Raw genomic sequence first — 21,000 nt, forward strand, 5'->3', positions numbered from 1 at the left:
CGACTGTTTGGGGTTGTATAGTCAAGTAATTAAGTGCATGTGGTGGATGCCTTGGCAGTCAGAGGCGATGAAAGACGTAATAGCCTGCGATAAGCTCCGGGGAGGCGGCAAATATCCTGTGATCCGGAGATTTCTGAATGGGGAAACCCACCTGTCATAAGGCAGGTATCGTATGATGAATACATAGTCATACGAGGCGAACGAGGGGAAGTGAAACATCTCAGTACCCTTAGGAAAAGAAATCAATTGAGATTCCCTCAGTAGCGGCGAGCGAACGGGGAAAAGCCCATTAAGTCATATAAGTTCTAGTGGAATGCTCTGGGAAGTGCAACCATAGTGGGTGATAGTCCTGTACACGAAAGGGCTTATATGATGATGTCGAGTAGGGCGGGGCACGTGAAACCTTGTCTGAATATGGGGGGACCATCCTCCAAGGCTAAATACTCCTGACTGACCGATAGTGAACCAGTACCGTGAGGGAAAGGCGAAAAGAACCCCTGTGAGGGGAGTGAAATAGATCCTGAAACCGCATGCATACAAGCAGTGGGAGCCGACTTGTTCGGTGACTGCGTACCTTTTGTATAATGGGTCAGCGACTTACATTCAGTAGCAAGGTTAACCGCATAGGGGAGCCGTAGAGAAATCGAGTCTTAATAGGGCGTTTAGTTGCTGGGTGTAGACCCGAAACCGGGTGATCTATCCATGAGCAGGTTGAAGGTTGGGTAACACTAACTGGAGGACCGAACCCACTGTCGTTGAAAAGCCAGGGGATGACTTGTGGATAGGGGTGAAAGGCTAATCAAACTCGGTGATAGCTGGTTCTCCCCGAAAGCTATTTAGGTAGCGCCTCGGACGAATACCATTGGGGGTAGAGCACTGTTTCGGCTAGGGGGTCATCCCGACTTACCAAACCGATGCAAACTCCGAATACCAATGAGTACTATCCGGGAGACAGACTGCGGGTGCTAACGTCCGTAGTCAAGAGGAAAACAATCCAGACCGCCAGCTAAGGCCCCAAAATCATAGTTAAGTGGGAAACGATGTGGGAAGGCATAGACAGCTAGGAGGTTGGCTTAGAAGCAGCCACCCTTTAAAGAAAGCGTAATAGCTCACTAGTCGAGTCGGCCTGCGCGGAAGATGTAACGGGGCTAAAACTATATGCCGAAGCTGCGGATTTGCAATTTATTGCAAGTGGTAGGGGAGCGTTCTGTAAGCCGATGAAGGTGTATTGAGAAGTATGCTGGAGGTATCAGAAGTGCGAATGCTGACGTGAGTAACGACAATGCGAGTGAAAAACTCGCACGCTGAAAGACCAAGGGTTCCAGTCCAACGTTAATCGGGGCTGGGTGAGTCGACCCCTAAGGCGAGGCCGAGAGGCGTAGTCGATGGGAAATTGGTTAATATTCCAATACTTCTATGTAATGCGATGAGAGGACGGAGAAGGTTAAGTCAGCCTGGCGTTGGTTGTCCAGGTGGAAGGTTGTAGGCATGTATCTTAGGCAAATCCGGGGTACTCTATGCTGAGAACTGATAGCAAGCTGTACTTGTACAGTGAAGTGGCTGATACCATGCTTCCAGGAAAAGTCTCTAAGCTTCAGTTACATAGGAATCGTACCCGAAACCGACACAGGTGGTCAGGTCGAGTAGACCAAAGCGCTTGAGAGAACTCTGCTGAAGGAACTAGGCAAAATGGTACCGTAACTTCGGGAGAAGGTACGCTGCCGACGGTGATAGGATTTACTCCTTGAGCTATTGGCAGCCACAGAAACCAGGCCCCTGCAACTGTTTATTAAAAACATAGCACTCTGCAAACACGAAAGTGGACGTATAGGGTGTGATGCCTGCCCGGTGCTGGAAGGTTAATTGATGGGGTTAGCGTAAGCGAAGCTCTTGATCGAAGCCCCAGTAAACGGCGGCCGTAACTATAACGGTCCTAAGGTAGCGAAATTCCTTGTCGGGTAAGTTCCGACCTGCACGAATGGCATAATGATGGGGGCGCTGTCTCCAGCAGAGACTCAGTGAAATCGAATTCGCCGTGAAGATGCGGTGTACCCGCGGCTAGACGGAAAGACCCCGTGAACCTTTACTGCAGCTTGACATTGAACTTTGATCTTACTTGTGTAGGATAGGTGGGAGGCTTTGAAGCCGAGACGCTAGTTTCGGTGGAGCCAATCTTGAAATACCACCCTGGTAATATTGAGGTTCTAACTCTGTCCCGTTATCCGGGACGAGGACCATGTCTGGTGGGTAGTTTGACTGGGGCGGTCTCCTCCTAAAGAGTAACGGAGGAGTACGAAGGTGCGCTCAGCGTGGTCGGAAATCACGCGTAGAGTATAAAGGCAAAAGCGCGCTTAACTGCGAGACCCACAAGTCGAGCAGGTACGAAAGTAGGTCTTAGTGATCCGGTGGTTCTGTATGGAAGGGCCATCGCTCAACGGATAAAAGGTACTCTGGGGATAACAGGCTGATACCGCCCAAGAGTTCATATCGACGGCGGTGTTTGGCACCTCGATGTCGGCTCATCTCATCCTGGGGCTGAAGCAGGTCCCAAGGGTATGGCTGTTCGCCATTTAAAGAGGTACGCGAGCTGGGTTTAGAACGTCGTGAGACAGTTCGGTCCCTATCTACCGTGGGCGTTGGAAATTTGAGAGGATCTGCTCCTAGTACGAGAGGACCAGAGTGGACGAACCTCTGGTGTACCGGTTGTGACGCCAGTCGCATCGCCGGGTAGCTATGTTCGGAAGGGATAACCGCTGAAAGCATCTAAGCGGGAAGCCTACCTCAAGATAAGATTTCCCTAGGACTTTATGTCCTCTAAAGAGCCGTTGAAGACTACGACGTTGATAGGTTGGATGTGGAAGCATAGTGATATGTGAAGCTGACCAATACTAATTGCTCGTGAGGCTTGACTATACAACACCCAAACAGTTGGTGTTGTGGTTCAAATCACTGCAAACAACTTGATTTAGTTATAAAGCTAAGTACAATGCGCAATGAGATAAGATAAAGCACTGCTTTAGATTATCGCAAGAAACTCAGATATACCTGTTAATGTATTCTATTTGGAACGAAGTAAGGCATAGACTGTAAGTACAGTTGAAATAAGACCCGAACAAGTCCATAACAGTTGTGCTGGCGACAATAGCAAGAGTGAACCACCTGATCCCTTCCCGAACTCAGAAGTGAAACCTCTTAGCGCTGATGGTAGTGTGGAGTTATCCATGTGAGAGTAAGTCATCGCCAGCTCATTAATTCAAATCCCCCTCCGCTTAAGGCTGAGGGGGATTTTTTTATGCGCGAAAAAGGGAAGAATAATAAGAAGAGTAGAGTGGAGAATGCGCGTTAAATTATAAAAAAATGCATTTATATAAATTAAAATTATGTGAAATATCTATCATTTATCAGAATATCAGTATTGCATAATTTTGTTGCTTGCATTTTTTAGGGTATAGAGTAGCTGCCCTAAGAGTACATCTTTTTCAGTCAAGGTTACGATAATCATTGGGTGATTTGAAGAAGGGATCGAGGTTAAAATGGCTTTACCATTGTCTGCATCCAAAGTAATTGATTGACAACCTTCGAGATGAATTTCATTCATAAAGGCTGCAACCATAGCTAAAATCGAGCTACTAACTGCTGCAAGTTTAGTACTGTTATAACCATCTCTCTTATAAACATGGGCTAACTCGAAGCCATCTGTGCTACATAGCATGACATAATTGACACTGCGGACATTCATGAGAACATCTTGAATCTCATTTTTTGCAAAATCAATTAACTCTTTTGGTGCTGTGCGGCTTTGCGCTAAAGTAAACATATAGAACCTCGTTAAGGGTTAATTGGCAATATTTGAGTTGATCTCAATGGATGTAATGAGCGCTTCTAATAATAATAGAACGTCATCTTTCTTTCTTGCGTCGATAAAGAAGAGTGGAGAAAAGAGGTCATTTTGTAATAACCAGTCTTTATAGATAGTGGTTGATTTGGTTGACTCAGAAAGAAGATCGGTATGTGTAATGCCGATTGCAATATTGTCGGTAAAGTTTTGAAAGGTTTCCAGATAACTTTCTAATTCTTGAATAGGGTTGTCTGAATGATGGTCAATCAAAATCACAGCACCAATAGCACCTTTAGTAATGGCAGACCAAATAAAGTCGAAGCGGCTTTGCCCAGGTGTACCATATAGCCCAATGGTCAGGTTTTCATCAAGCGTGATTTCACCATAATCAATACCAACTGTGGTTTCTAATTTGGTATGGCGCTGTGCATCTGTGTTGAAAGCCTCCGTTTGCAGTACGGGAATCTCTGAGAGTGATCGAATCGCCTCTGTTTTACCCGCGCCCATACCACCAGCAAAAACAATTTTAAAGCGTTGTAAAATCATATTATTATCCTATATACCTAGTTTTTTTCTTAGTTTTCCAAAAAAGCTTTTAATTAATCCCGCTTCTTCTGTAACTTGAGGCATTTCTGGTGGGTTAAAGTGTTTATCCCAAATATTGATTTTTGAGAGATTATTGGTCGCGATATTGGCTGCAATAAAGCGCTGCACAGTTTCAATGGGGAGGTTCAACTGCGTTGCAATTTTTGAAACTTTACCACCTTGAATAAAGCAGCTGGAAAGTTGAAAAATAGTTTTCCTGTCCACATTGCTTGCTGGCTTAGGCCACATATGGATCTTAAAATGCCCATCTTCAGGTGCAATTTCTTTCAAAAATATGGGTGAATCCCAAAAAAACTGCCATAGCCAGTCGCTAAGTATATGGGGTTGCTTACGTGAGACTTTCATGAAGTTACTGGTGCTAGCAATGTCATAATCAAAACCAGAATCTGTAAAGGCTTGTTCTCGCTCTGTATTGAGCCAAGCGATATTTTTCTGAATATCAATAATGGCAATGGTGCCCAAAGTATCAAAAAGATGTAGCTTTGAGTTGCGTTCGGTATCCAGAATTTTGCTGAAATATTCTAATTTATAGGGTGTTTTTTTATTCTGAGTTTCGATAGGAAGGATTTGTTGATTCTCAAAAGAGGGATGTAGTAGATGTTGAATAATCCAATTCGAGAAGCTTTCAAGATGTGTAATTGGTAAAGAAATTGTGTTTTCGTGGAGTCGGTTTTCGTTATGGGTTTGCTTAGAAATTTTTAGCCATGGGAACTGACGACTTCGAATGATCTTTTGGATCCCTTCGGTTTCATAAAAACTTTCATGGATAAATAAACAATCAATAGTTGGGTCAGCAGCGGAGCTCCAGTTAATTTTATACTCTTGAGGAATGAGATTACGTAGCTGTGTTTTAAGTTCGTCAGAATGGTTTGAACTCAGGCCGGTAATCGCAATATTAATATATTGCTTATTCATAGTGTTTCTTTAATTTAATTAGGTTGAAGAGGACAACGCATACAACCCCTTTCCCAAAAGGATGAGAAAGGGGCAATTCAAATTAAGAAAAATCTAGGCCTTTTTCATATCCTTTGAGTTCATGGCGAGCCATGGCAAGATTTGCTTTAGAGCGTTCAAGGACAAGATATAAGAAAATTTTGTCATTGCCTTCTAAAGGACGAATAAGATGATACTGCTTACCCAGCGTAATTAAAATATCTTCAATTGAGTCATTTAAGTTTAATGCTTGTGCAACACGTCGTTTTGAGCGAACGACTTCAGTATTACCTGCCGCCGCGAGTTCTAAATCGATGCTTCCACCGCCTTGAGTTGCTAGGGCTAAACCGCTTTCCCCATCGACCAATGCTGCTGCATAGAATCCATCGATATTTGCTAATGCTTCCAATGACACTTTAGCCATAGTTTTTCTCTTTAATTTTATAAGTTTTAAAATCCTTTTAACTTGTTGTTTCACAATTCGATTTAATTATATGGACGGTGTGAAAAAATTATCAATATAAATAAATGTAACAAAAAAAGATGAATAAATGTACGATTAAACCCGAGTCTTTTAGTCAGTTTTTGCTACAGATTCTGTGATTAGGTTTGCGTATTTTAAAAAGGAGTGTGAGAAAGTTTATTGTTATTTGAAAAAGTGTTTAATTTATTTGCTATTGCAACAAAATGTAACTTTTACCATTTGGACAAATAAAAGCAAAAAAGAAATCGATTTTTTTGATTTTTAAAGATGAAATATATAATTATTTTTCATTAAAAAATAAAGGGATGCGCAAAATGAGTGCATCCCTTGGGAATTAGACAAACATTTGACTTGCTGCGCAATAAATTCCCCATAAAATAACAATAGCCACAGCAGGCTCAATCAGTTTTGCCCATGTTGGCGTTGGATTTTGCTCTACTACCTGTGTGTGTAGCTGATCTGAGTGGTCTGTTGCGTGTTGATTTACCATTTGATTAAACTCCTTCATCGTCTCTTCTAATGATAGCTCTTCTTCAGGCTTTGGTTTAGAGCCAATCAGTTCTGTTAGCTCGCTTGTTGTCCAAACCCAGTCATCAGCCAGACCAGAGAGGTGCTCGATTTGACCGACAAGCAGCTCACGAATTCCATGTTCGCCAAAGTTTCCCGTGACATCAAGTTGTTTGAGTTCAGCAAACTGAAGACCCAACATTGTAGTCAAGCTATGTTCTAAGTCTGCCTTCGCTAACTGTGATTCATTTTGCGGAGACGTGGTGAGATGCCTTGCAAGTTCTTGAATATAGAGATGATCCTGAGTTTGAATCTCTTGATAGAGCTTGGTGCCATCTTGACGCATCAAAGTGATGAGTTTTCCAAGGGAGAGGGTGTTGGCCTCAGAAAGATATTGAAGTCGCTCCTCATCTGAATATTGACTCAGAAGCTCAGGCTTTTGAATTTTAATCTGCTCTGCAAAATATTGTACTAAATCAAAAGCCATATAATTACTCCATTTTATTAATCTAATAACCTTAAACTTGGTTTTTTCTTAGCGGGTTCAGTTTTTTCTTCATTGTCTGATTTTAAAGCATTTTGCTCACTTTGGGTATGATTGTCATACTCACTTGGATCGAAGAATAAGCCTTGTCCATTTTCACGGGCATAAATGCCAATCACAGCATTAAGTGGGACATAAATATCACGAGATACCCCACCAAAACGTGCAGAGAAGGTAATTGCATCGTTGCTCATATGTAGCGCATGTACGGCATGAGGGACAATGTTTAAGACAATTTGCCCATCTTGAATAAACTGTTCAGGAACGAGAGTATTGGGCTGGGTTGCATCGACCATTAAATGTGGTGTCAATTGGTTATCACAAATCCATTCATAAATGGCGCGAGCTAAATATGGACGAGTCGGCGTAAGGTTTAATTCTTGATCAGACATAATGTTCTCTACGGCTGTTTAAATTCAGATTGATAATGGTTTTTCTCCTGCAGAGTTAAAGACTTTAAAAATGCAGGACGACTAAAAATACGTTGACAATATAAATAGATTGGGCGGCATTGCTGTTTGGGTAAATGCACGCCCATGCTGTTTAAGCGTAGAAAGATAGGCGCAAGCATGCAATCTAAAATACTAAAGCTTTCCGACATGAAATAGGGGAAATGTTGGAACAATGGTGTTAGGGAAATGAGGGTATCTTTCAGTTTTTTTTGTGCTTTCAGCTTTGCTTGTTCATCAAGTGTATCTGGATGGCGCAGCATCATATCAGCAAGCTTTAACCAATCTTGTTCAAAGCGCCAAATATACTGACGCTGTTCCGCACGAGGCATAGGTGCGTCGGCATAGAGCTTGTTTTGACGATAACGATCGTCTAAATATTCAGAGATGATATTGGCATTAAATAGTTTTAAATCATTTTCAATCAACATCGGTAGCTGATTATAAGGGTTTAAGCTGGCGAGATCTTCGTCATCTGCATCACTTAAAACCAAATGGTATTTAATTTGCTTTTCTGCAAGTACATAACGAATCCAATGGGAGCGAAAATCATCTGCATGGCTATACAGCGTAATTCCTTGAAGCGGAGTAGTTTCGACAGACATATTTCAAGAAACTAGGTGAAGTGAATCGGTTAGAATACTAAAAATAGCCAATAAAATCATCTTAACTTTAATATGCTTATACAATCGAACAACTTGGAATAAATCAAAAAGAAGGATAGAAGCATGCAGCTTAGGCTCAGAATCACCCAATCGATTGCAGTTATTATATTAATGACTTGCATCTCAAGTAGTTATGCTCAAAATCAAGATGCAGCCGAACAGGTAGATGTAGCACAGCAGACTGCTGAATATGCAGCTTGTATTGCCGATGAAGCCTGTGATGTCGCTACTTCTGTATCTGAGGATGAGATGTATGGCGGCATTCAGCAAGAATATACAGTAAAAGGCTGTAAGGTCACTGTTTATAATGATGGGCCTGTGAAAATGGTCGATGAGAAAACCGATGAGCCGTGTAATGCACCACTTCCCAAAGATCATCAATTCTCTAAATCTAAAGAAGTACATACATATCAAGAAAATGATTGCATCGTTACCGAACAGATTAGTATGGATGGTGCTGCTGATGCGACAATGGACTGCTCAAAGAGAGGTCGGTAAAATAACATCTAAAACTAGAATTTAATCGATCTATTTGAACGTAAGTAAATAATTTTGAAGAAAAATATAGTATAAAAAAACCTCGGAAAATTCCGAGGTTTTTTGTCCGATTCGGTAAACGAATTAACGTTTAGAGAATTGAGGACGTTTACGAGCTTTACGTAAACCAAGTTTCTTACGTTCAACTTCACGAGCATCACGAGTAACGAAACCAGCTTGACGAAGAGCAGGTTTAAGTGTTTCGTCAGAAGCGATCAACGCACGAGTAATACCGTGACGGATAGCGCCAGCTTGACCACCGATACCACCACCAGCAACAGTGATGTAAAGGTCATACTTTTCAGTAACTTCAAGAAGCTCTAAAGGTTGACGAACAACCATACGAGCAGTTTCACGACCGAAGTATTGCTCAAGAGTACGGTTGTTAATTACGAGCTTGCCTGTACCAGCTGACAAGAAAACACGTGCAGTTGCGGTCTTACGGCGACCTGTACCATAATTAGTAGCCATGTGCTGTATCCCTTAGATGTCCAAAACTTGTGGCTGTTGAGCAGCGTGTGGATGCTCTGTACCTGCATACACTTTCATTTTCTTGATCATTGCATAACCAAGAGGACCTTTTGGTAACATACCTTTAACAGCTTTTTCTAAAACTGCTTCAGGTTTGTGAGCGATTAACTTTTCAAAGTTAGTCTCACGGATACCACCAGGGAAGCCAGTGTGGCGATAGTATTTTTTATCAAGTGCTTTTTTACCAGTCACTTGAATTTCTTCAGCATTGATTACAACGATATAATCGCCAGTGTCAACGTGAGGAGTATAAGAAGTCTTGTGCTTACCACGTAGACGACGAGCGATTTCAGTCGCAAGGCGACCTAAAGTTTTGCCAGAAGCATCAACAACGTACCAGTCGTGTTGAACTTCAGCAGGCTTAGCGCTGAGAGTTTTCATTAAACCACTACCTATTATAGTTGGTTTGGACTATGGAATCTGTCCAAACAAAAGGAGACGCGATTCTAAACGAAGTTGCTCAGAATCACAAATGAAAATATAAAATTTCAAGAGCCGTATTTTAAGGTATTTCGCTACATAAAGGAAGAGATCAAAGTTTATTCTTTTTAAAAAACCACAAAAGCGTTCAAACTTTAAAAAATGAGGAAACAGCGATATTGAACTTTATGACTTCACTGAATGAAATGCGGGATCATCGCCATAGAAACATTTTAAAATAACGGATATTGCAGGAGTTACGACTCGCAATTTCTTTGCTCATGTTTTATATGTTTGAGGCTTTATTTTTTCTTTGAAAGTCGATGGAATGTGAAAACAGGATAAGTGAGGATTTAAATATAAAAGAATAGGTTCAAGTTGAGTACGGTGAATGCGGAGATACTGGGTGAGACGTTGTATAATAGTCAAAACGCATTTTATTTGAGTTGATCATGCTGCCTTTATATGTCACCAGTGGTGAACCTGCTGGGATTGGTCCAGATATTTGTTTAAGCCTTGCTGCTCGTATAGATGAGCGTCCGATCGTGGTCCTTGGTGATATGAACTTGCTACGTAGCCGTGCAGCATATTTGGGATTGGACATTGAACTGATTGAATATTCAGGGCAAGAAGCATCATCAACTCAGGGTCAACTTTATGTTGAGCATCTGCCTTTAAGCGAAGCTGTTGTAATGGGTGAGCTCAATCCTGAAAATGCGCCTTATGTCTTAGAGCAGCTACGACGTTCGGCCGATTATGCCATGTCCGGTAAAAGCGTCGGTGTTGCAACTGCACCTGTACAAAAGTCAGTCATCAATGATGCTGGGATTCACTTTAGTGGACATACCGAATACTACCAAGAGTTTGCTGGGGTTGAACGTGTGGTGATGATGCTCGCAACCAAGACCTTGCGTGTCGCGCTGGCTACTACACATTTGCCATTAAGAGCTGTACCCGATGCGATTACCAAAGAACGACTGCATCAAGTGATTGGTATTTTAATTCAGGACTTAAAAAGCAAATTTAAAAAAGAGCATCCCCACATTTTAGTGTGTGGCTTAAACCCACATGCAGGGGAGGATGGTTATTTGGGCATGGAAGAAATTGAGGTGATTAACCCTGTGCTGGAAAGCTACCGTGCTCAAGGCATAAATATGAGCCTGAGCCTACCTGCCGATACCTTATTCACCCCAGAAAACTTAAAAGATGCCGATGCTGTTTTGGCGATGTATCACGATCAGGGCTTACCTGTGTTAAAATCGCAAGGGTTTGGTGAAGCCATTAATATTACTTTGGGCTTACCGTTTATTCGTACCTCAGTCGATCATGGCACAGCTCTCTCCCTCGCAGGCACGGGTCTTGCGAAAAGCTCAAGCTTACAGGTCGCTGTTGATTTAGCGTTAGAATTAGCTCGTCACTAATGTTCAGTGATTAACTCACGTTGGAAAATTTTATGTATCAAATTAATGCCTTAAACCCTAAAGATGAAGGGCACCATACGCGGAAGCGTTTTGGGCAAAACTTCTTACATGACCAACGTGTGATTGCCAAGATTGTACGTTCAGTTGCACCACGCTCAGGTGATAACATTGTGGAAATTGGGCCGGGTTTGGCAGCCTTAACCTCTCCGTTGATTGGAGAGTGTGACGCACTTACGGTGGTCGAATTAGACCGTGATTTGGCGGCAGGTTTGCCAGGGCGTGTGCCACATCCTGAACGTTTAACCATTATTGAGACCGATGCACTGAAGTACGACTTCACCAATTTATTTGAAGATGGTCGTCCTTTACGGGTTGTGGGTAATTTGCCGTATAACATCTCAACGCCACTTTTGTTTCACCTTTTGGAGTTTGGTGACAAAGTTAAAGACATGCATTTTATGCTACAAAAAGAAGTGGTTGACCGTATTACGGCTTCTCCAAATAGCAAAGAATATGGTCGTTTGTCGGTGATGATTCAGTATTTCTGTAAACCGACGTTCTTGTTTGAAGTGCCACCGGGTTCATTTAACCCACCACCCAAAGTGACTTCTGCGGTGTTCCGTTTAGAGCCGTATGCGGTTAAGCCGATTGTGGCAAAAAATGAAAAAGCCTTGGCACGTTTGGTCTCGCATGTCTTTACTCAGCGCCGTAAAACTTTGCGTAATAGCTTAAAAGGCATGTTGGTTGAAGATGGTTTTGAACAAGCAGGTGTTGATCCGATGGCGCGTCCAGAGACTTTGACACTGGCTCAATTTGTGGCATTAGCAGATCAAATGGTGGCTTAAGGTGGCAGGTGCAGAGATTCGATACAATTATGTCATTGGTGATGTGCAGGGTTGTTTTGAAGCACTAAAAGCCTTGCTAAAGACCATTCAGTTTGATCCTGACCAAGATTTTATTTGGTTTGCAGGGGATTTGGTTGCTCGTGGTGAAAACTCATTAGGTGCTTTACGCTTTATTAAAAAATTAGTAGAGCGTAATGCGGCTGCAACAGTTTTAGGCAATCATGATTTAACTTTGCTGGCGGCTGCACGTGGCATTAAAGCAATCAAAGACAAAGATAACATTCGCGATGTGATTGATGCGATTGATAGTGATGATTTGATTGATTGGCTACGTAAACAACCCCTGTGTGTGTTTCCAAACGCAACCACGGTTCTGACGCATGCAGGCATTCCAACCAATTGGACAGCGGAACAAACTGCTGCTTTAGCCGCAGAAGTTGAAGCGGTCATTGCAGCGGATGATTTTGATGTTGTCGATGCCTTTTTAAAAGAAATGTATGGCAAAGAGCCCACCTTATGGTCGGATGAACTGACGGGGCATGCGCGTTTGCGTTGTATCGTAAATTATTTGACTCGTATGCGTTTAACCGATAGTGCAGGGCGTTTGGAGTTTAGTTTTAAAGACTCGCTCAACGACCCGATGCCTGAAGGCTTCAAACCATGGTTTGAATTTGCTTCACAAGCAGCGCAAACCCATAAAGTTGTGTTTGGTCACTGGGCTGCTTTACAAGGCAAAACCATTTCAGACTCGATTCAAAATGTAGATGGCGGTTGTGTTTGGGGGCATCAATTAATGGCTTACCGTCTAGAAGATGAGACTTTATTTGCCGTTGATAATCCAGTTCAATAGCACATGCATTTAAAAAGCCACGAAGTTCGTGGCTTTTTTTTATTCTTAGTCGATTCTTAACCAGGTTTGGTTACGACCTAAAGCAGAAACACCGATGTATGCACGTAGAGAAAGACGCTTTCCTGTGGCATTCAGTTTCATTTTCGCATCATAAAGTTTGCCAGACAGCGGATCAATCACACGACCTTTTTCATAGTTATTGGTGCCGTCGACATGCTTTAAGCCTTTAATAATGTCCATACCCAAAATTGGTTTGTTGGTATATGGCGTAGGGCAATTCACGCAAGTTTCTTTTGGTGTATAACCTGGGCGTGGTGTAATTTTTACAATTTTTCCAGTATAGGTATTATTCGATTCTTTACGAATTTCGATAATGGCTTTTGGTGAGCCTGATTTATCATCAATTTGTTGCCATGTCCCTGTTAAGTCCTGTGCAAATGCTCCCCCGCAAAGCATGGACAATGTTAATCCCGCGATAAAAAACTTACTTTTCATATAAGGTTCTCTATAGTTTCACAAAAAGATATCCAAGACACAGAAAAATAAACAGTTTGCACAAGGCAAACTGTTTTGTGTTTAGATATGAATTAGGCAGTTGCCTTTAAAAATTGAAAAATCATACACGCTTAGCTGAAACTCTTTTATTCATTGAATTTGAAACCATCAGACTAAGTTTGGAGTAATGTATAAGTGACTCAGTAGTGGTCTACAAAATCTAAAATGAATTGATCAAGTGATTGCGTAGACCAGGCCTGTTCAGTAATAAGAACCTAGATTATTCTCGAATCCAAGTTTGGCTGCGACCTAGAGCCGATATGCCCACGTATCCTCGCAAGGTTAAGCGTTTGCCATTCGAACTGAGTTTTGCTTTACAGCTATAAATATTACCAGACAGTGGATCGATGATTTTTCCACCCGTGTAATTGGTATTACCGCTGTGTTTCAAACCTTTCATCACATCCATGCCTAAAATGGGCTTATTGGTATACGGCGCAGGGCAATTAATACAAGTTTCTTTTGGTGTATAACCCGGACGAGGTGTCACTTTCACGATCTTAGCGGTATAGGTCCCATTTGATTCTTGGCGAATATCAAGGATGGCTTTTGACGACCCAGTTTTGTCATCAATATTTTTCCAAGTGCCGCTAATATCTTCAGCGAAAGCTGTACTACCCATAACGGTTGTAGCGAATGCGATTGCAAGTGTCAATTTGCTCATGAACAAAATCCTTTTATCATTTAATCAACGACAAACTCATCTTAAGTCGATTTTTTAAACAATACAATTGTTTATGTGAGGAACATATCACATTTTTTGCAAGTATAGAATAAACAACGGTAACCAGATTGCTGTAAACACTGCATTGACAGCCATTCCAAAGGCTGCGTAACGTCCAGCAATACTTCCCCGTTGCCATGCTTGAGCTGTACCGATGGCATGAGCTGCAAGACCTAGCGCTAAGCCCGATGCTCGTTCGTCATTAATGTGTTTGAGGATCAGTGGTGAAAATGCAGCACCAATCACACCGGACAAAATCACGATTAAAATTGCCAGACTCACAGGGGCTTGCAGCAGTGTTGCAATGTTAATCGCAATTGGTGTTGTGACTGCGCGCGTGGCAAATGCCATAATGGTAGGGTCAGACAAATGTAATAGATAAGCCAGTCCCATCGGCAGTCCGACCGCACTGATACTGGCAAAGACCAAGATACCCACCACGGCTTTGAGGGGGAGGTCGTCATAGCGCATTGCAGCCAATGGAATAGCCAATGCGACTGTGACATAACCGAGCAGATGGTTAAACACTGGATTTACCTGTGCCATATATTGCTCATACGGAATGTTTAACAACAACAGCAGGGCAATCACAAAGCACATGCCAAAAACAATCACGGGAATTTGTGGCAGTTTTTTGTTGAGTGGCTTTGCCAGTAAATAGGCAACGAGGGTTAGGAAAAAACCGAAAATAATGGGAATCATGTGCACACTCCTAAAGCCATTTCTTAGACATTTTTGCGTAAACCCACAGTGGAATTAGTGTGCTGACAAATAGCACCACCAAAAACATTGGGATTTCACTGCCTAAATGGGTCATCATCAGCAGGGAGCCTGCACTGATAGGTAGAAAAGCAAAGGCACTTTCTTTCATGATTTTATTGTTGGTATCCACCAAACGTGCTGGAATTTTATGAAATTTTCTCCAACCCAAAAGGACGATTAGTAAACTAATCAGTCCAATTAAATTGCCCAGTTCAGGATGTCCAAAACGTCCAGTGATCCACACAGCCGCTTCACGAAAGATGATGATCAGGGCAACCGTGCCGATCCATGCTTTCCAATCAACAGTTTTTATCCATTCCATTTTGTTCTGTCATTAACATTTTACTTATCACGTTTTAACCGATTTAGCTTTTGATTTCAAATTCTTCGAGTTCACGATGAAATTGTTTTGCTTTCAAACCTAAAATTTCATTAATCGGTAAATGTGCTTGTTTGATCAATTGTTCAAGTTTATGTGGCGCAATATACACTTGTAGGTGTAGGTTGCCCTCATCATCATAATTTTCAGATTGAATCACATTTAGGGCGTACAGTTGATTACGCAATTTTCCATAGGCAGGTTTGAGCAGGACGTCAAAATTTTGAATTTGGCCCATCAAGCACTCTTGTACCGCTTGGCGTAGTAGATCAAAGCCTTCGCCTGTATGTGCTGAGACATAGACACGCTCAGGTACATTCGGTTCAGCGTAAATGATTTTGGCTTGTTCACCACTTTGATCGATCTTGTTATACACCCGTAGGATTGGAATATCTGCACCAATTTCTTTGAGCACTTTTTCAACAGCTTCAATTTGTTCCATATGGTCTGGACTGCTCGAGTCAATCACATGCAACAGCAAACTGGCCTCTAATGTTTCCTCTAGAGTCGCTTTAAACGATTCCACTAAAGCATGCGCAAGATTACGCACAAAACCAACTGTGTCGGCTAGGACCAGTGGGCCAATACCATCCCATTCCAAACGTCTTAAGGTTGGGTCTAAGGTTGCAAATAACTGATCTGCGGCATAAACATCAGATTTGGCTAAAGTGTTAAACAGGGTCGATTTGCCTGCATTGGTATAACCAACCAAAGAAACAGTTGGAATCGCAGCTTTTTGACGTGCAGCACGCCCTTGAATGCGGGTCTGACGGACTTTTTCTAATTTATCTTTAAGTTGTCCAACACGGACACGGAGTAAACGACGGTCAGTTTCGAGTTGCGTTTCACCTGGACCACGGAGTCCAATCCCGCCTTTTTGGCTATCGAGGCTAATGCCTGTACCTACTAGTCGAGAAGACAAGTGATCCAATTGAGCCAATTCGACTTGAAGTTTCCCTTCATGGGTACGGGCACGTTGTGCAAAGATATCTAGAATAAGGCGTGTACGGTCAATAACACGGCACTTAATAATGCGACTCAGATTACGTTCCTGACTGGGCGTCAGGGCATGGTCTATAATCACCAGTGTGGCTTCAAGCTCCTCAACACGAGCAGCAATTTCTTCTGCTTTGCCTGAACCAATGAAATATTTAGCATCGGGTTTGAATCTTTGAGCGTGAACATGCTCCAGAATTTCTGCACCTGCCGACTTAGCAAGCAAGCGAAATTCTTCTGCATCAAGGTCTTCCAGAATATGGATGGCAACACTGACTAAAATGGTTTTTTCGCCACCTTGCTTCTGCTCAAAATATTCCACTAAATTCGATCTCACATTGAAAACTCTAGTGTAGATGAATTTGCTGAGATTGAGCGAAATAGTTATACCGTTGCCTTACATTGAGCGAAATAAGTGAACCAAAAGTAGTAAGGTACCAAAGTATAAAATACTGAGCCCTATAATAAATTTCAGTGCCTGAACAGGATTTAACGGCGGAGCTGGAGGGTTCATTTGATCGTTCATATACACACCATGTTTTGGTATTTCGATTGATTTATTTTAATTAATTTGTTTAAACGATTAAAATTGAAAATAATCATCTGGTCCTTCGGTTTTTATGATCAATGCAAGTTGCTCAAGATCAGTATAGAATGAGCCGAAATCAATGATTAAATGTTGAATGAAGCTGTGCCAAGTGAACCGTCTATGCAATCGAATACTGAAATAAAAACAACATCAATAAAAGGTGTCTCTAAGCTTTTTCTGTATGGCAAAAAGCTGGCTTCAGGGCTTGGCGCCGTGTCCGAAGGGTTTTATTTGGTCTATAGACATGGCTTGTATAAAGACATTAACAATCCACAAAATACCCGTTACGTGCAGTATTTTTGTCGTCGACTGTGCAAGGTTTTTAACATTGATGTTCATGTCCACGGGGATATTCCACGTAAGCCTGCACTTTGGGTCAGCAATCATATTTCATGGTTAGATGTAGCGGTTTTAGGCTCAGGCGCACGAGTTTTCTTTTTGGCCAAGGCTGAAATTGAAAAATGGCCTGTGTTTGGCAAGCTGGCAAAAAGTGGTGGAACTTTGTTTATTCAACGTGGTTCAGGCGATTCCATCAAAATTCGAGAGCAAATTACAGCATTTTTAAAACAAGATATTCCTGTGTTGTTTTTCCCGGAAGCGACCACGACCGATGGTTCTAAAGTGAAAAAGGTTCATGGACGTATATTAGGTGCTGCGATTGAGGCCCAGCGTGATGTGCAAATTTGTTTGATTTGCTATGTGAATCAACAGGGTGGACTTGATCAAGTCTCTCCGTTTATCGGTAACATTAGTTTTGCCGAGCATGTTAAAAAAGTACTAGAAATGCCACAAGTCACGGCACATTTAGTTGCGCTCCCAGCCATTTGTACCGCAGGACATACAGTTGAAAGTTTAACGGCACTGGTCCAACAAAAAATGGTGCAAGGTTTGGCTGATTTACATCAGAAAGTTTTGAAGTCCCAACCCAACATGCAACAAGCTTGAAGGCTTACATAAAGCCTTCAATCGGTAGCCAAGAGACGACTTTGAGACCAGTACGTTTGAACCAATTCATTTTTGGTTCAGTGGTATAGGTTTTGGTAGAACCATCTGCTTGTTTGATTTGCCAGTTAATGTTTTTGTTTGCATCTAGGACCAGTTTATAGGCATATTTACTGAGGTTTTGGTCCATGGTGTAGTGTACTGCTTTGGCTAGCGGTGGACTGTTCAGTAAAACCCCAATTTCTGTATTTAAGTTGGCAGAGCGGGGATCAAAATTAAATGAACCAATAAAAACCTGTTTCTCATCAATGGCCATGAGTTTGGCATGCAGACTCGAGCGGCTTAATCCTTTGATGCTGACTTTGGCTTTTTTCGAAATTTCTTCATTGTTTTCGTTTAGGGCTTCGGCCGCAGGCGTGGCTAAAAACTCATAGAGTTGAACACCACTTTCCAGCAAGTCTTCACGATATTTTCCATAGAAGGCATGGACCAACGGCACATCATTGGCTTTAAATGAGTTGGTCAGTACGCGAACTTGAATGTCACTTTGAGCGAGGTTTGTCAGATGTTTTTTGCCTTTACGTTCAGGCACAAAATAGGCCGAAATAATGTCGATGCTTTCCATTGGCTTTTCTAAATGGGTTTGCAACTGGAAGTTTAAATGTTCTTCTTTTTTCGCACGAGACTTGGTTTTGCTTGGCGAGTCTTTCACCACTTCGGCTTTGACCCAATCGAACTGGATACTATCATTTAGCCAGTGTTCAAAGGCCTGCGAACGATTGGCTAGATCGAGATAATTTTGTACGGTCACTTCCTGATAGTGCTGCTCTAACTGGGTTTTTAAACCTTCATAACGCAAGCTGTAATGGTTAGCGTTGACAATTTGACGCACTGGAAAGGCATAGTCGTCATTCCAGTATTCATCGAAGGAATGCACAATTTCATCTGAGGCAGAGCCGACCAACATCACATCAACATCAGAAAATTGATAACTGTCGCTGACGTTATAATATTGATTGCTCATGTTACGCCCACCAATCAACGAAATTTGATTATCGGCAATGAAGCTTTTGTTGTGCATACGACGGTTGATGCGTTTTAGATTTAAGACCATATCCATCGCACGATAGTGACGGAAGCGGTAGGGGTTATACAGTTTGATATCAATATTGGCGTGTTGATCGAGCGCCAAATAAATGCCTTCCATTTTCTTGGCATTGTTATCATCGATTAGTAATCGAACCTTCACCCCGCGATCAGCGGCTTTCAAAATAGAATAAAGCGCTAAAGAACCAATACGATCGTTGTCCCAAATATAGTATTGTAGATCTAAGGTCTTTTCTGCCTTATCAATAAGATGGATACGCGCGGCCAATGCTTCGAGTGGATTATAGAGAACATGGAAACCTGTAAGGCCTGGATTTTGTTCACGTAAAGGCAGTACGATTTTGCCTAAACTGGTTTGATCGGTTGGCAAATCAAAGGCATAGACGGGCGTCTGTGGGATTTGTTTGGGTAAGGTGTTACATGCTGGGACAGTCAAAACCATACAGCTCAGCAACAACAGTTTAGCACCTTGCTGAGTCGAAGATGAGCGGAATAAAGTTTGTTTCGCTAAGCCGTGAGGTTTTTCCATCGTCATAAAGTCTATAAATTTGGTTTGAGTATAATTCTGAGCTGTGAAAAGATAAACAGAAGATTATGTGTTCTTGATGAACAATTTGTGAGTAAAAGTCTATGATGAATATACACTCCGTCGTGTTCTATTTTTATATTGCGATGGCCTTGCTTGCGGGGTGGGCGGTGTATCAGGCATGGATCAGTCAAACCAATACGGAGACTATTCATCCGTTTAAAGCCTTTGTGCATTTGTTGGCTTTTTATCTCTCTTATTTACTCATTCCTTTGTTTTTCTTTAGCTTGTATGCTGGTTTTCAGGGCTATTATTCATGGCATGAAGCTATTTTTGTGTTTTTGGTCAGTGGTGTGCTGTGTTATGCACGTTTCATTGAACCGCATTTTGTACATGTCAAAACCACTCAATATCAAATCCAAGAAGATTATAAATTACTCAAACCCGTCCGTATTGCGTTAATTGCCGATTTACATATCGGTCTATTTTCAGGGCATGAGCGACAACTGAAAACCATCGTCAAACGACTGAATGAACAAAAACCTGATTTGGTGGTGGTTGCAGGGGACTGGACTTATGAACCTGAAAATACATTGGCAGAAGAATTAGAGGTGTTGCAAGAAATTAATGCCCCAGTCTATTCGGTCAATGGTAATCATGATGAGCAATATCCTGGTCCGCCGATTCAAAATTTGTTAAGACATGCTTTGAAGGTGAATAATGTGATTGATATTGAAGGTCAGATTGTGGAATTTGAAGAGTTTCGTCTGATTGGAGTCGGGGATTTGTGGGCAGGCAAGGCAGATATGCGTTTTATGCCGCATTTACCGCAGGACAAACCGTGGGTCATCCTATCGCACAACCCAGATACGGTCGATATGGTACCCGCTTTACCCAGCCGTCCTTTAATGCTTTCAGGTCATACGCATGGTGGTCAGGTTGAGCTGCCATGGCTTACAGATTATGTGATGAAGAAGGTGTCTATATTAGGACACAAAAAAGGCTTGTACCGACATGAACATGCCGATGTGTTTGTCACGGTTGGAACAGGCATGGTGGGTGTGCCGTTTCGTTTTCGTGTACCACCGACCATCGATATTATTGAACTAATTTAAGTTGGGTTTAGAACCAATAAAAAATAAAGCTTAAAACCAAAATGACCACAGCCAAGACGATCCAAAGGTTGTGGTTTTTTGTATGAAGCGCTTGTAGGTCTTGTATTGCATCGAGGTTATTCACTGCTGTGCTATGCGGGCTTTGTGGCTGTTGTTGTGTAAAGCTCCGTCCTTCAGACACAAGGGAGCTGTGGTGTCTTAATTCAGCGGTTGATATGCGTTGCTGTTGATGTCGTTTATGGCGATACATGCTTTTTAGCGCAGCATCATGCCGCTTCGTGAGTTCAGTCACGATCTCTTGTGCATCATCGTATTGAAAAGCGGTATGTGTGGCGATGTATTGAATGGCTTGAATAATTTTATTTTCTTCAACTAATACGATGACATCAAGGAGTTGTTCATTGGTGAGTTGTTGTATTTTTTCATCCATTTTTCGGTCCTATTCATCTGTATCTCTCTCTATTTTTGAAGTAAAACGACAGATTTTAAATATGGTTTTTGTAGCGTTTGTGAACGCATTGGTATAAAAAAAACCAGCATCATTGTGCTGGTTTTTAGGCATCAAATTCAGGGTTAAATTTGAACCGTACCGGGTTTGTCGGAGAGTCAATATTCTGAGAGACTATCCCGATGACAAAATTAAAATATACCCCTGAAATCAGAGAAAGATCGGTT

The 21,000-nt window shown here is 41.9% G+C and carries 22 protein-coding genes and 2 rRNA genes; 8 read left to right on the forward strand and 16 right to left on the reverse strand.

Annotated features, from left to right (window positions below):
- Nucleotides 1-19 precede the first annotated feature (19 nt).
- A 23S ribosomal RNA gene (locus tag F986_RS11040) occupies nucleotides 20-2,913 on the forward strand.
- 218 nt (nucleotides 2,914-3,131) lie between these two features.
- Nucleotides 3,132-3,246: ribosomal RNA gene (gene rrf / locus F986_RS11045) — 5S ribosomal RNA — on the forward strand.
- A 163-nt stretch (nucleotides 3,247-3,409) separates the two neighbouring features.
- On the opposite strand, the gene F986_RS11050 is transcribed toward rrf, so the two are convergent.
- The 7 genes from F986_RS11050 to F986_RS11080 form a co-directional block, all read right to left on the reverse strand.
- Nucleotides 3,410-3,817, reverse strand: a complete 408-nt coding sequence (locus tag F986_RS11050; protein WP_004695076.1) for a roadblock/LC7 domain-containing protein — start codon at nucleotides 3,815-3,817, stop codon at nucleotides 3,410-3,412.
- An 18-nt stretch (nucleotides 3,818-3,835) separates the two neighbouring features.
- Nucleotides 3,836-4,384 (reverse strand): GTP-binding protein, encoded by a 549-nt coding sequence (locus F986_RS11055; RefSeq protein ID WP_004695077.1) that lies wholly within the window; start codon nucleotides 4,382-4,384, stop codon nucleotides 3,836-3,838.
- Between the two features lie 9 nt (nucleotides 4,385-4,393).
- A complete protein-coding gene (locus tag F986_RS11060) occupies nucleotides 4,394-5,359 on the reverse strand; it encodes a hypothetical protein (protein ID WP_004695078.1) in 966 nt (321 codons plus the stop codon).
- 82 nt (nucleotides 5,360-5,441) lie between these two features.
- Nucleotides 5,442-5,801, reverse strand: coding sequence for a hypothetical protein (locus tag F986_RS11065; protein ID WP_004695079.1), 360 nt, complete (start codon nucleotides 5,799-5,801; stop codon nucleotides 5,442-5,444).
- A 394-nt stretch (nucleotides 5,802-6,195) separates the two neighbouring features.
- Nucleotides 6,196-6,855, reverse strand: a complete 660-nt coding sequence (locus F986_RS11070; RefSeq protein ID WP_004695083.1) for a hypothetical protein — start codon at nucleotides 6,853-6,855, stop codon at nucleotides 6,196-6,198.
- A gap of 17 nt (nucleotides 6,856-6,872) precedes the next feature.
- Nucleotides 6,873-7,304, reverse strand: coding sequence for a ClpXP protease specificity-enhancing factor (locus tag F986_RS11075; protein WP_004695084.1), 432 nt, complete (start codon nucleotides 7,302-7,304; stop codon nucleotides 6,873-6,875).
- A gap of 8 nt (nucleotides 7,305-7,312) precedes the next feature.
- Nucleotides 7,313-7,966 carry a glutathione S-transferase N-terminal domain-containing protein gene (locus tag F986_RS11080; protein ID WP_004695093.1) on the reverse strand — a complete coding sequence of 218 codons (654 nt, stop codon included), beginning with the start codon at nucleotides 7,964-7,966 and terminating at the stop codon, nucleotides 7,313-7,315.
- A gap of 123 nt (nucleotides 7,967-8,089) precedes the next feature.
- Here F986_RS11080 and F986_RS11085 point away from each other — a divergent pair, with 123 nt between their 5' ends.
- The gene (locus F986_RS11085; RefSeq protein ID WP_004695094.1) at nucleotides 8,090-8,524 is read left to right on the forward strand and encodes a hypothetical protein; all 435 of its coding nucleotides are present in this window, start codon (nucleotides 8,090-8,092) and stop codon (nucleotides 8,522-8,524) included.
- Between the two features lie 123 nt (nucleotides 8,525-8,647).
- Here the strand turns inward: F986_RS11085 and rpsI are convergent, their stop codons facing one another.
- Together rpsI and rplM are read right to left on the reverse strand one after the other, a co-directional pair.
- A complete protein-coding gene (rpsI, locus tag F986_RS11090; RefSeq protein WP_004695095.1) occupies nucleotides 8,648-9,034 on the reverse strand; it encodes a 30S ribosomal protein S9 in 387 nt (128 codons plus the stop codon).
- A gap of 12 nt (nucleotides 9,035-9,046) precedes the next feature.
- Nucleotides 9,047-9,475: a 50S ribosomal protein L13 gene (gene rplM, locus F986_RS11095; RefSeq protein WP_004695096.1), complete on the reverse strand. Its 429-nt coding sequence runs from the start codon at nucleotides 9,473-9,475 to the stop codon at nucleotides 9,047-9,049.
- A 491-nt stretch (nucleotides 9,476-9,966) separates the two neighbouring features.
- Here rplM and pdxA point away from each other — a divergent pair, with 491 nt between their 5' ends.
- From pdxA to F986_RS11110, 3 genes are read left to right on the forward strand one after another with little or no spacing between them, the layout of a single operon-like run.
- The gene (gene pdxA / locus F986_RS11100; RefSeq protein ID WP_004695097.1) at nucleotides 9,967-10,935 is read left to right on the forward strand and encodes a 4-hydroxythreonine-4-phosphate dehydrogenase PdxA; all 969 of its coding nucleotides are present in this window, start codon (nucleotides 9,967-9,969) and stop codon (nucleotides 10,933-10,935) included.
- A gap of 32 nt (nucleotides 10,936-10,967) precedes the next feature.
- Nucleotides 10,968-11,780 carry a 16S rRNA (adenine(1518)-N(6)/adenine(1519)-N(6))-dimethyltransferase RsmA gene (gene rsmA / locus F986_RS11105; protein WP_004695098.1) on the forward strand — a complete coding sequence of 271 codons (813 nt, stop codon included), beginning with the start codon at nucleotides 10,968-10,970 and terminating at the stop codon, nucleotides 11,778-11,780.
- Between the two features lies 1 nt (nucleotide 11,781).
- Nucleotides 11,782-12,630 carry a symmetrical bis(5'-nucleosyl)-tetraphosphatase gene (locus F986_RS11110; RefSeq protein WP_004695099.1) on the forward strand — a complete coding sequence of 283 codons (849 nt, stop codon included), beginning with the start codon at nucleotides 11,782-11,784 and terminating at the stop codon, nucleotides 12,628-12,630.
- A gap of 45 nt (nucleotides 12,631-12,675) precedes the next feature.
- Here the strand turns inward: F986_RS11110 and F986_RS11115 are convergent, their stop codons facing one another.
- The 5 genes from F986_RS11115 to hflX form a co-directional block, all read right to left on the reverse strand.
- The gene (locus tag F986_RS11115; protein ID WP_004695101.1) at nucleotides 12,676-13,125 is read right to left on the reverse strand and encodes a DUF2147 domain-containing protein; all 450 of its coding nucleotides are present in this window, start codon (nucleotides 13,123-13,125) and stop codon (nucleotides 12,676-12,678) included.
- Between the two features lie 280 nt (nucleotides 13,126-13,405).
- The gene (locus F986_RS11120) at nucleotides 13,406-13,849 is read right to left on the reverse strand and encodes a DUF2147 domain-containing protein (RefSeq protein ID WP_004695103.1); all 444 of its coding nucleotides are present in this window, start codon (nucleotides 13,847-13,849) and stop codon (nucleotides 13,406-13,408) included.
- 87 nt (nucleotides 13,850-13,936) lie between these two features.
- A complete protein-coding gene (locus F986_RS11125; protein ID WP_004695104.1) occupies nucleotides 13,937-14,611 on the reverse strand; it encodes an LrgB family protein in 675 nt (224 codons plus the stop codon).
- A gap of 10 nt (nucleotides 14,612-14,621) precedes the next feature.
- Nucleotides 14,622-14,993, reverse strand: coding sequence for a hypothetical protein (locus F986_RS11130; RefSeq protein WP_004695106.1), 372 nt, complete (start codon nucleotides 14,991-14,993; stop codon nucleotides 14,622-14,624).
- Nucleotides 14,994-15,036: 43 nt separating this feature from the next.
- Complete coding sequence (hflX, locus tag F986_RS11135; protein WP_004695107.1) at nucleotides 15,037-16,368, reverse strand: ribosome rescue GTPase HflX; 1,332 nt, start codon at nucleotides 16,366-16,368, stop codon at nucleotides 15,037-15,039.
- A gap of 387 nt (nucleotides 16,369-16,755) precedes the next feature.
- Between hflX and F986_RS11140 the strand changes: the two genes are divergently transcribed.
- Entirely contained in the window at nucleotides 16,756-17,580 is an 825-nt protein-coding gene (locus F986_RS11140) for a lysophospholipid acyltransferase family protein (protein WP_026056514.1), read from the forward strand.
- A gap of 4 nt (nucleotides 17,581-17,584) precedes the next feature.
- On the opposite strand, the gene F986_RS11145 is transcribed toward F986_RS11140, so the two are convergent.
- On the reverse strand, nucleotides 17,585-19,126 hold the full coding sequence (locus tag F986_RS11145) for a phospholipase D family protein (RefSeq protein WP_406935413.1): 1,542 nt from the start codon (nucleotides 19,124-19,126) through the stop codon (nucleotides 17,585-17,587).
- A 188-nt stretch (nucleotides 19,127-19,314) separates the two neighbouring features.
- Between F986_RS11145 and F986_RS11150 the strand changes: the two genes are divergently transcribed.
- Nucleotides 19,315-20,325, forward strand: coding sequence for a metallophosphoesterase (locus tag F986_RS11150; protein ID WP_004695121.1), 1,011 nt, complete (start codon nucleotides 19,315-19,317; stop codon nucleotides 20,323-20,325).
- 7 nt (nucleotides 20,326-20,332) lie between these two features.
- On the opposite strand, the gene F986_RS11155 is transcribed toward F986_RS11150, so the two are convergent.
- Complete coding sequence (locus F986_RS11155) at nucleotides 20,333-20,755, reverse strand: hypothetical protein (protein ID WP_004695123.1); 423 nt, start codon at nucleotides 20,753-20,755, stop codon at nucleotides 20,333-20,335.
- Nucleotides 20,756-21,000 lie beyond the last annotated feature (245 nt).

The organism is Acinetobacter johnsonii CIP 64.6, from assembly GCF_000368045.1.
In the GTDB taxonomy this organism is placed as follows: Bacteria; Pseudomonadota; Gammaproteobacteria; order Pseudomonadales; family Moraxellaceae; genus Acinetobacter; species Acinetobacter johnsonii.

Excerpts from the sequence above, each read along its gene's own strand:
- F986_RS11125 (WP_004695104.1), bottom strand. The coding sequence starts at position 14,611 with ATGATTCCCATTATTTTCGGTTTTTTCCTAACCCTCGTTGCCTATTTA.
- F986_RS11050 (WP_004695076.1), bottom strand. The coding sequence starts at position 3,817 with ATGTTTACTTTAGCGCAAAGCCGCACAGCACCAAAAGAGTTAATTGAT.
- F986_RS11140 (WP_026056514.1), top strand. The coding sequence starts at position 16,756 with ATGCAATCGAATACTGAAATAAAAACAACATCAATAAAAGGTGTCTCT.
- F986_RS11130 (WP_004695106.1), bottom strand. The coding sequence starts at position 14,993 with ATGGAATGGATAAAAACTGTTGATTGGAAAGCATGGATCGGCACGGTT.
- pdxA (WP_004695097.1), top strand. The coding sequence starts at position 9,967 with ATGCTGCCTTTATATGTCACCAGTGGTGAACCTGCTGGGATTGGTCCA.
- rplM (WP_004695096.1), bottom strand. The coding sequence starts at position 9,475 with ATGAAAACTCTCAGCGCTAAGCCTGCTGAAGTTCAACACGACTGGTAC.
- F986_RS11070 (WP_004695083.1), bottom strand. The coding sequence starts at position 6,855 with ATGGCTTTTGATTTAGTACAATATTTTGCAGAGCAGATTAAAATTCAA.
- F986_RS11055 (WP_004695077.1), bottom strand. The coding sequence starts at position 4,384 with ATGATTTTACAACGCTTTAAAATTGTTTTTGCTGGTGGTATGGGCGCG.
- F986_RS11085 (WP_004695094.1), top strand. The coding sequence starts at position 8,090 with ATGCAGCTTAGGCTCAGAATCACCCAATCGATTGCAGTTATTATATTA.
- F986_RS11150 (WP_004695121.1), top strand. The coding sequence starts at position 19,315 with ATGATGAATATACACTCCGTCGTGTTCTATTTTTATATTGCGATGGCC.
- F986_RS11080 (WP_004695093.1), bottom strand. The coding sequence starts at position 7,966 with ATGTCTGTCGAAACTACTCCGCTTCAAGGAATTACGCTGTATAGCCAT.
- F986_RS11060 (WP_004695078.1), bottom strand. The coding sequence starts at position 5,359 with ATGAATAAGCAATATATTAATATTGCGATTACCGGCCTGAGTTCAAAC.
- F986_RS11115 (WP_004695101.1), bottom strand. The coding sequence starts at position 13,125 with ATGAAAAGTAAGTTTTTTATCGCGGGATTAACATTGTCCATGCTTTGC.
- F986_RS11075 (WP_004695084.1), bottom strand. The coding sequence starts at position 7,304 with ATGTCTGATCAAGAATTAAACCTTACGCCGACTCGTCCATATTTAGCT.
- rpsI (WP_004695095.1), bottom strand. The coding sequence starts at position 9,034 with ATGGCTACTAATTATGGTACAGGTCGCCGTAAGACCGCAACTGCACGT.
- F986_RS11145 (WP_406935413.1), bottom strand. The coding sequence starts at position 19,126 with ATGGTTTTGACTGTCCCAGCATGTAACACCTTACCCAAACAAATCCCA.
- F986_RS11065 (WP_004695079.1), bottom strand. The coding sequence starts at position 5,801 with ATGGCTAAAGTGTCATTGGAAGCATTAGCAAATATCGATGGATTCTAT.
- rsmA (WP_004695098.1), top strand. The coding sequence starts at position 10,968 with ATGTATCAAATTAATGCCTTAAACCCTAAAGATGAAGGGCACCATACG.
- F986_RS11155 (WP_004695123.1), bottom strand. The coding sequence starts at position 20,755 with ATGGATGAAAAAATACAACAACTCACCAATGAACAACTCCTTGATGTC.
- F986_RS11120 (WP_004695103.1), bottom strand. The coding sequence starts at position 13,849 with ATGAGCAAATTGACACTTGCAATCGCATTCGCTACAACCGTTATGGGT.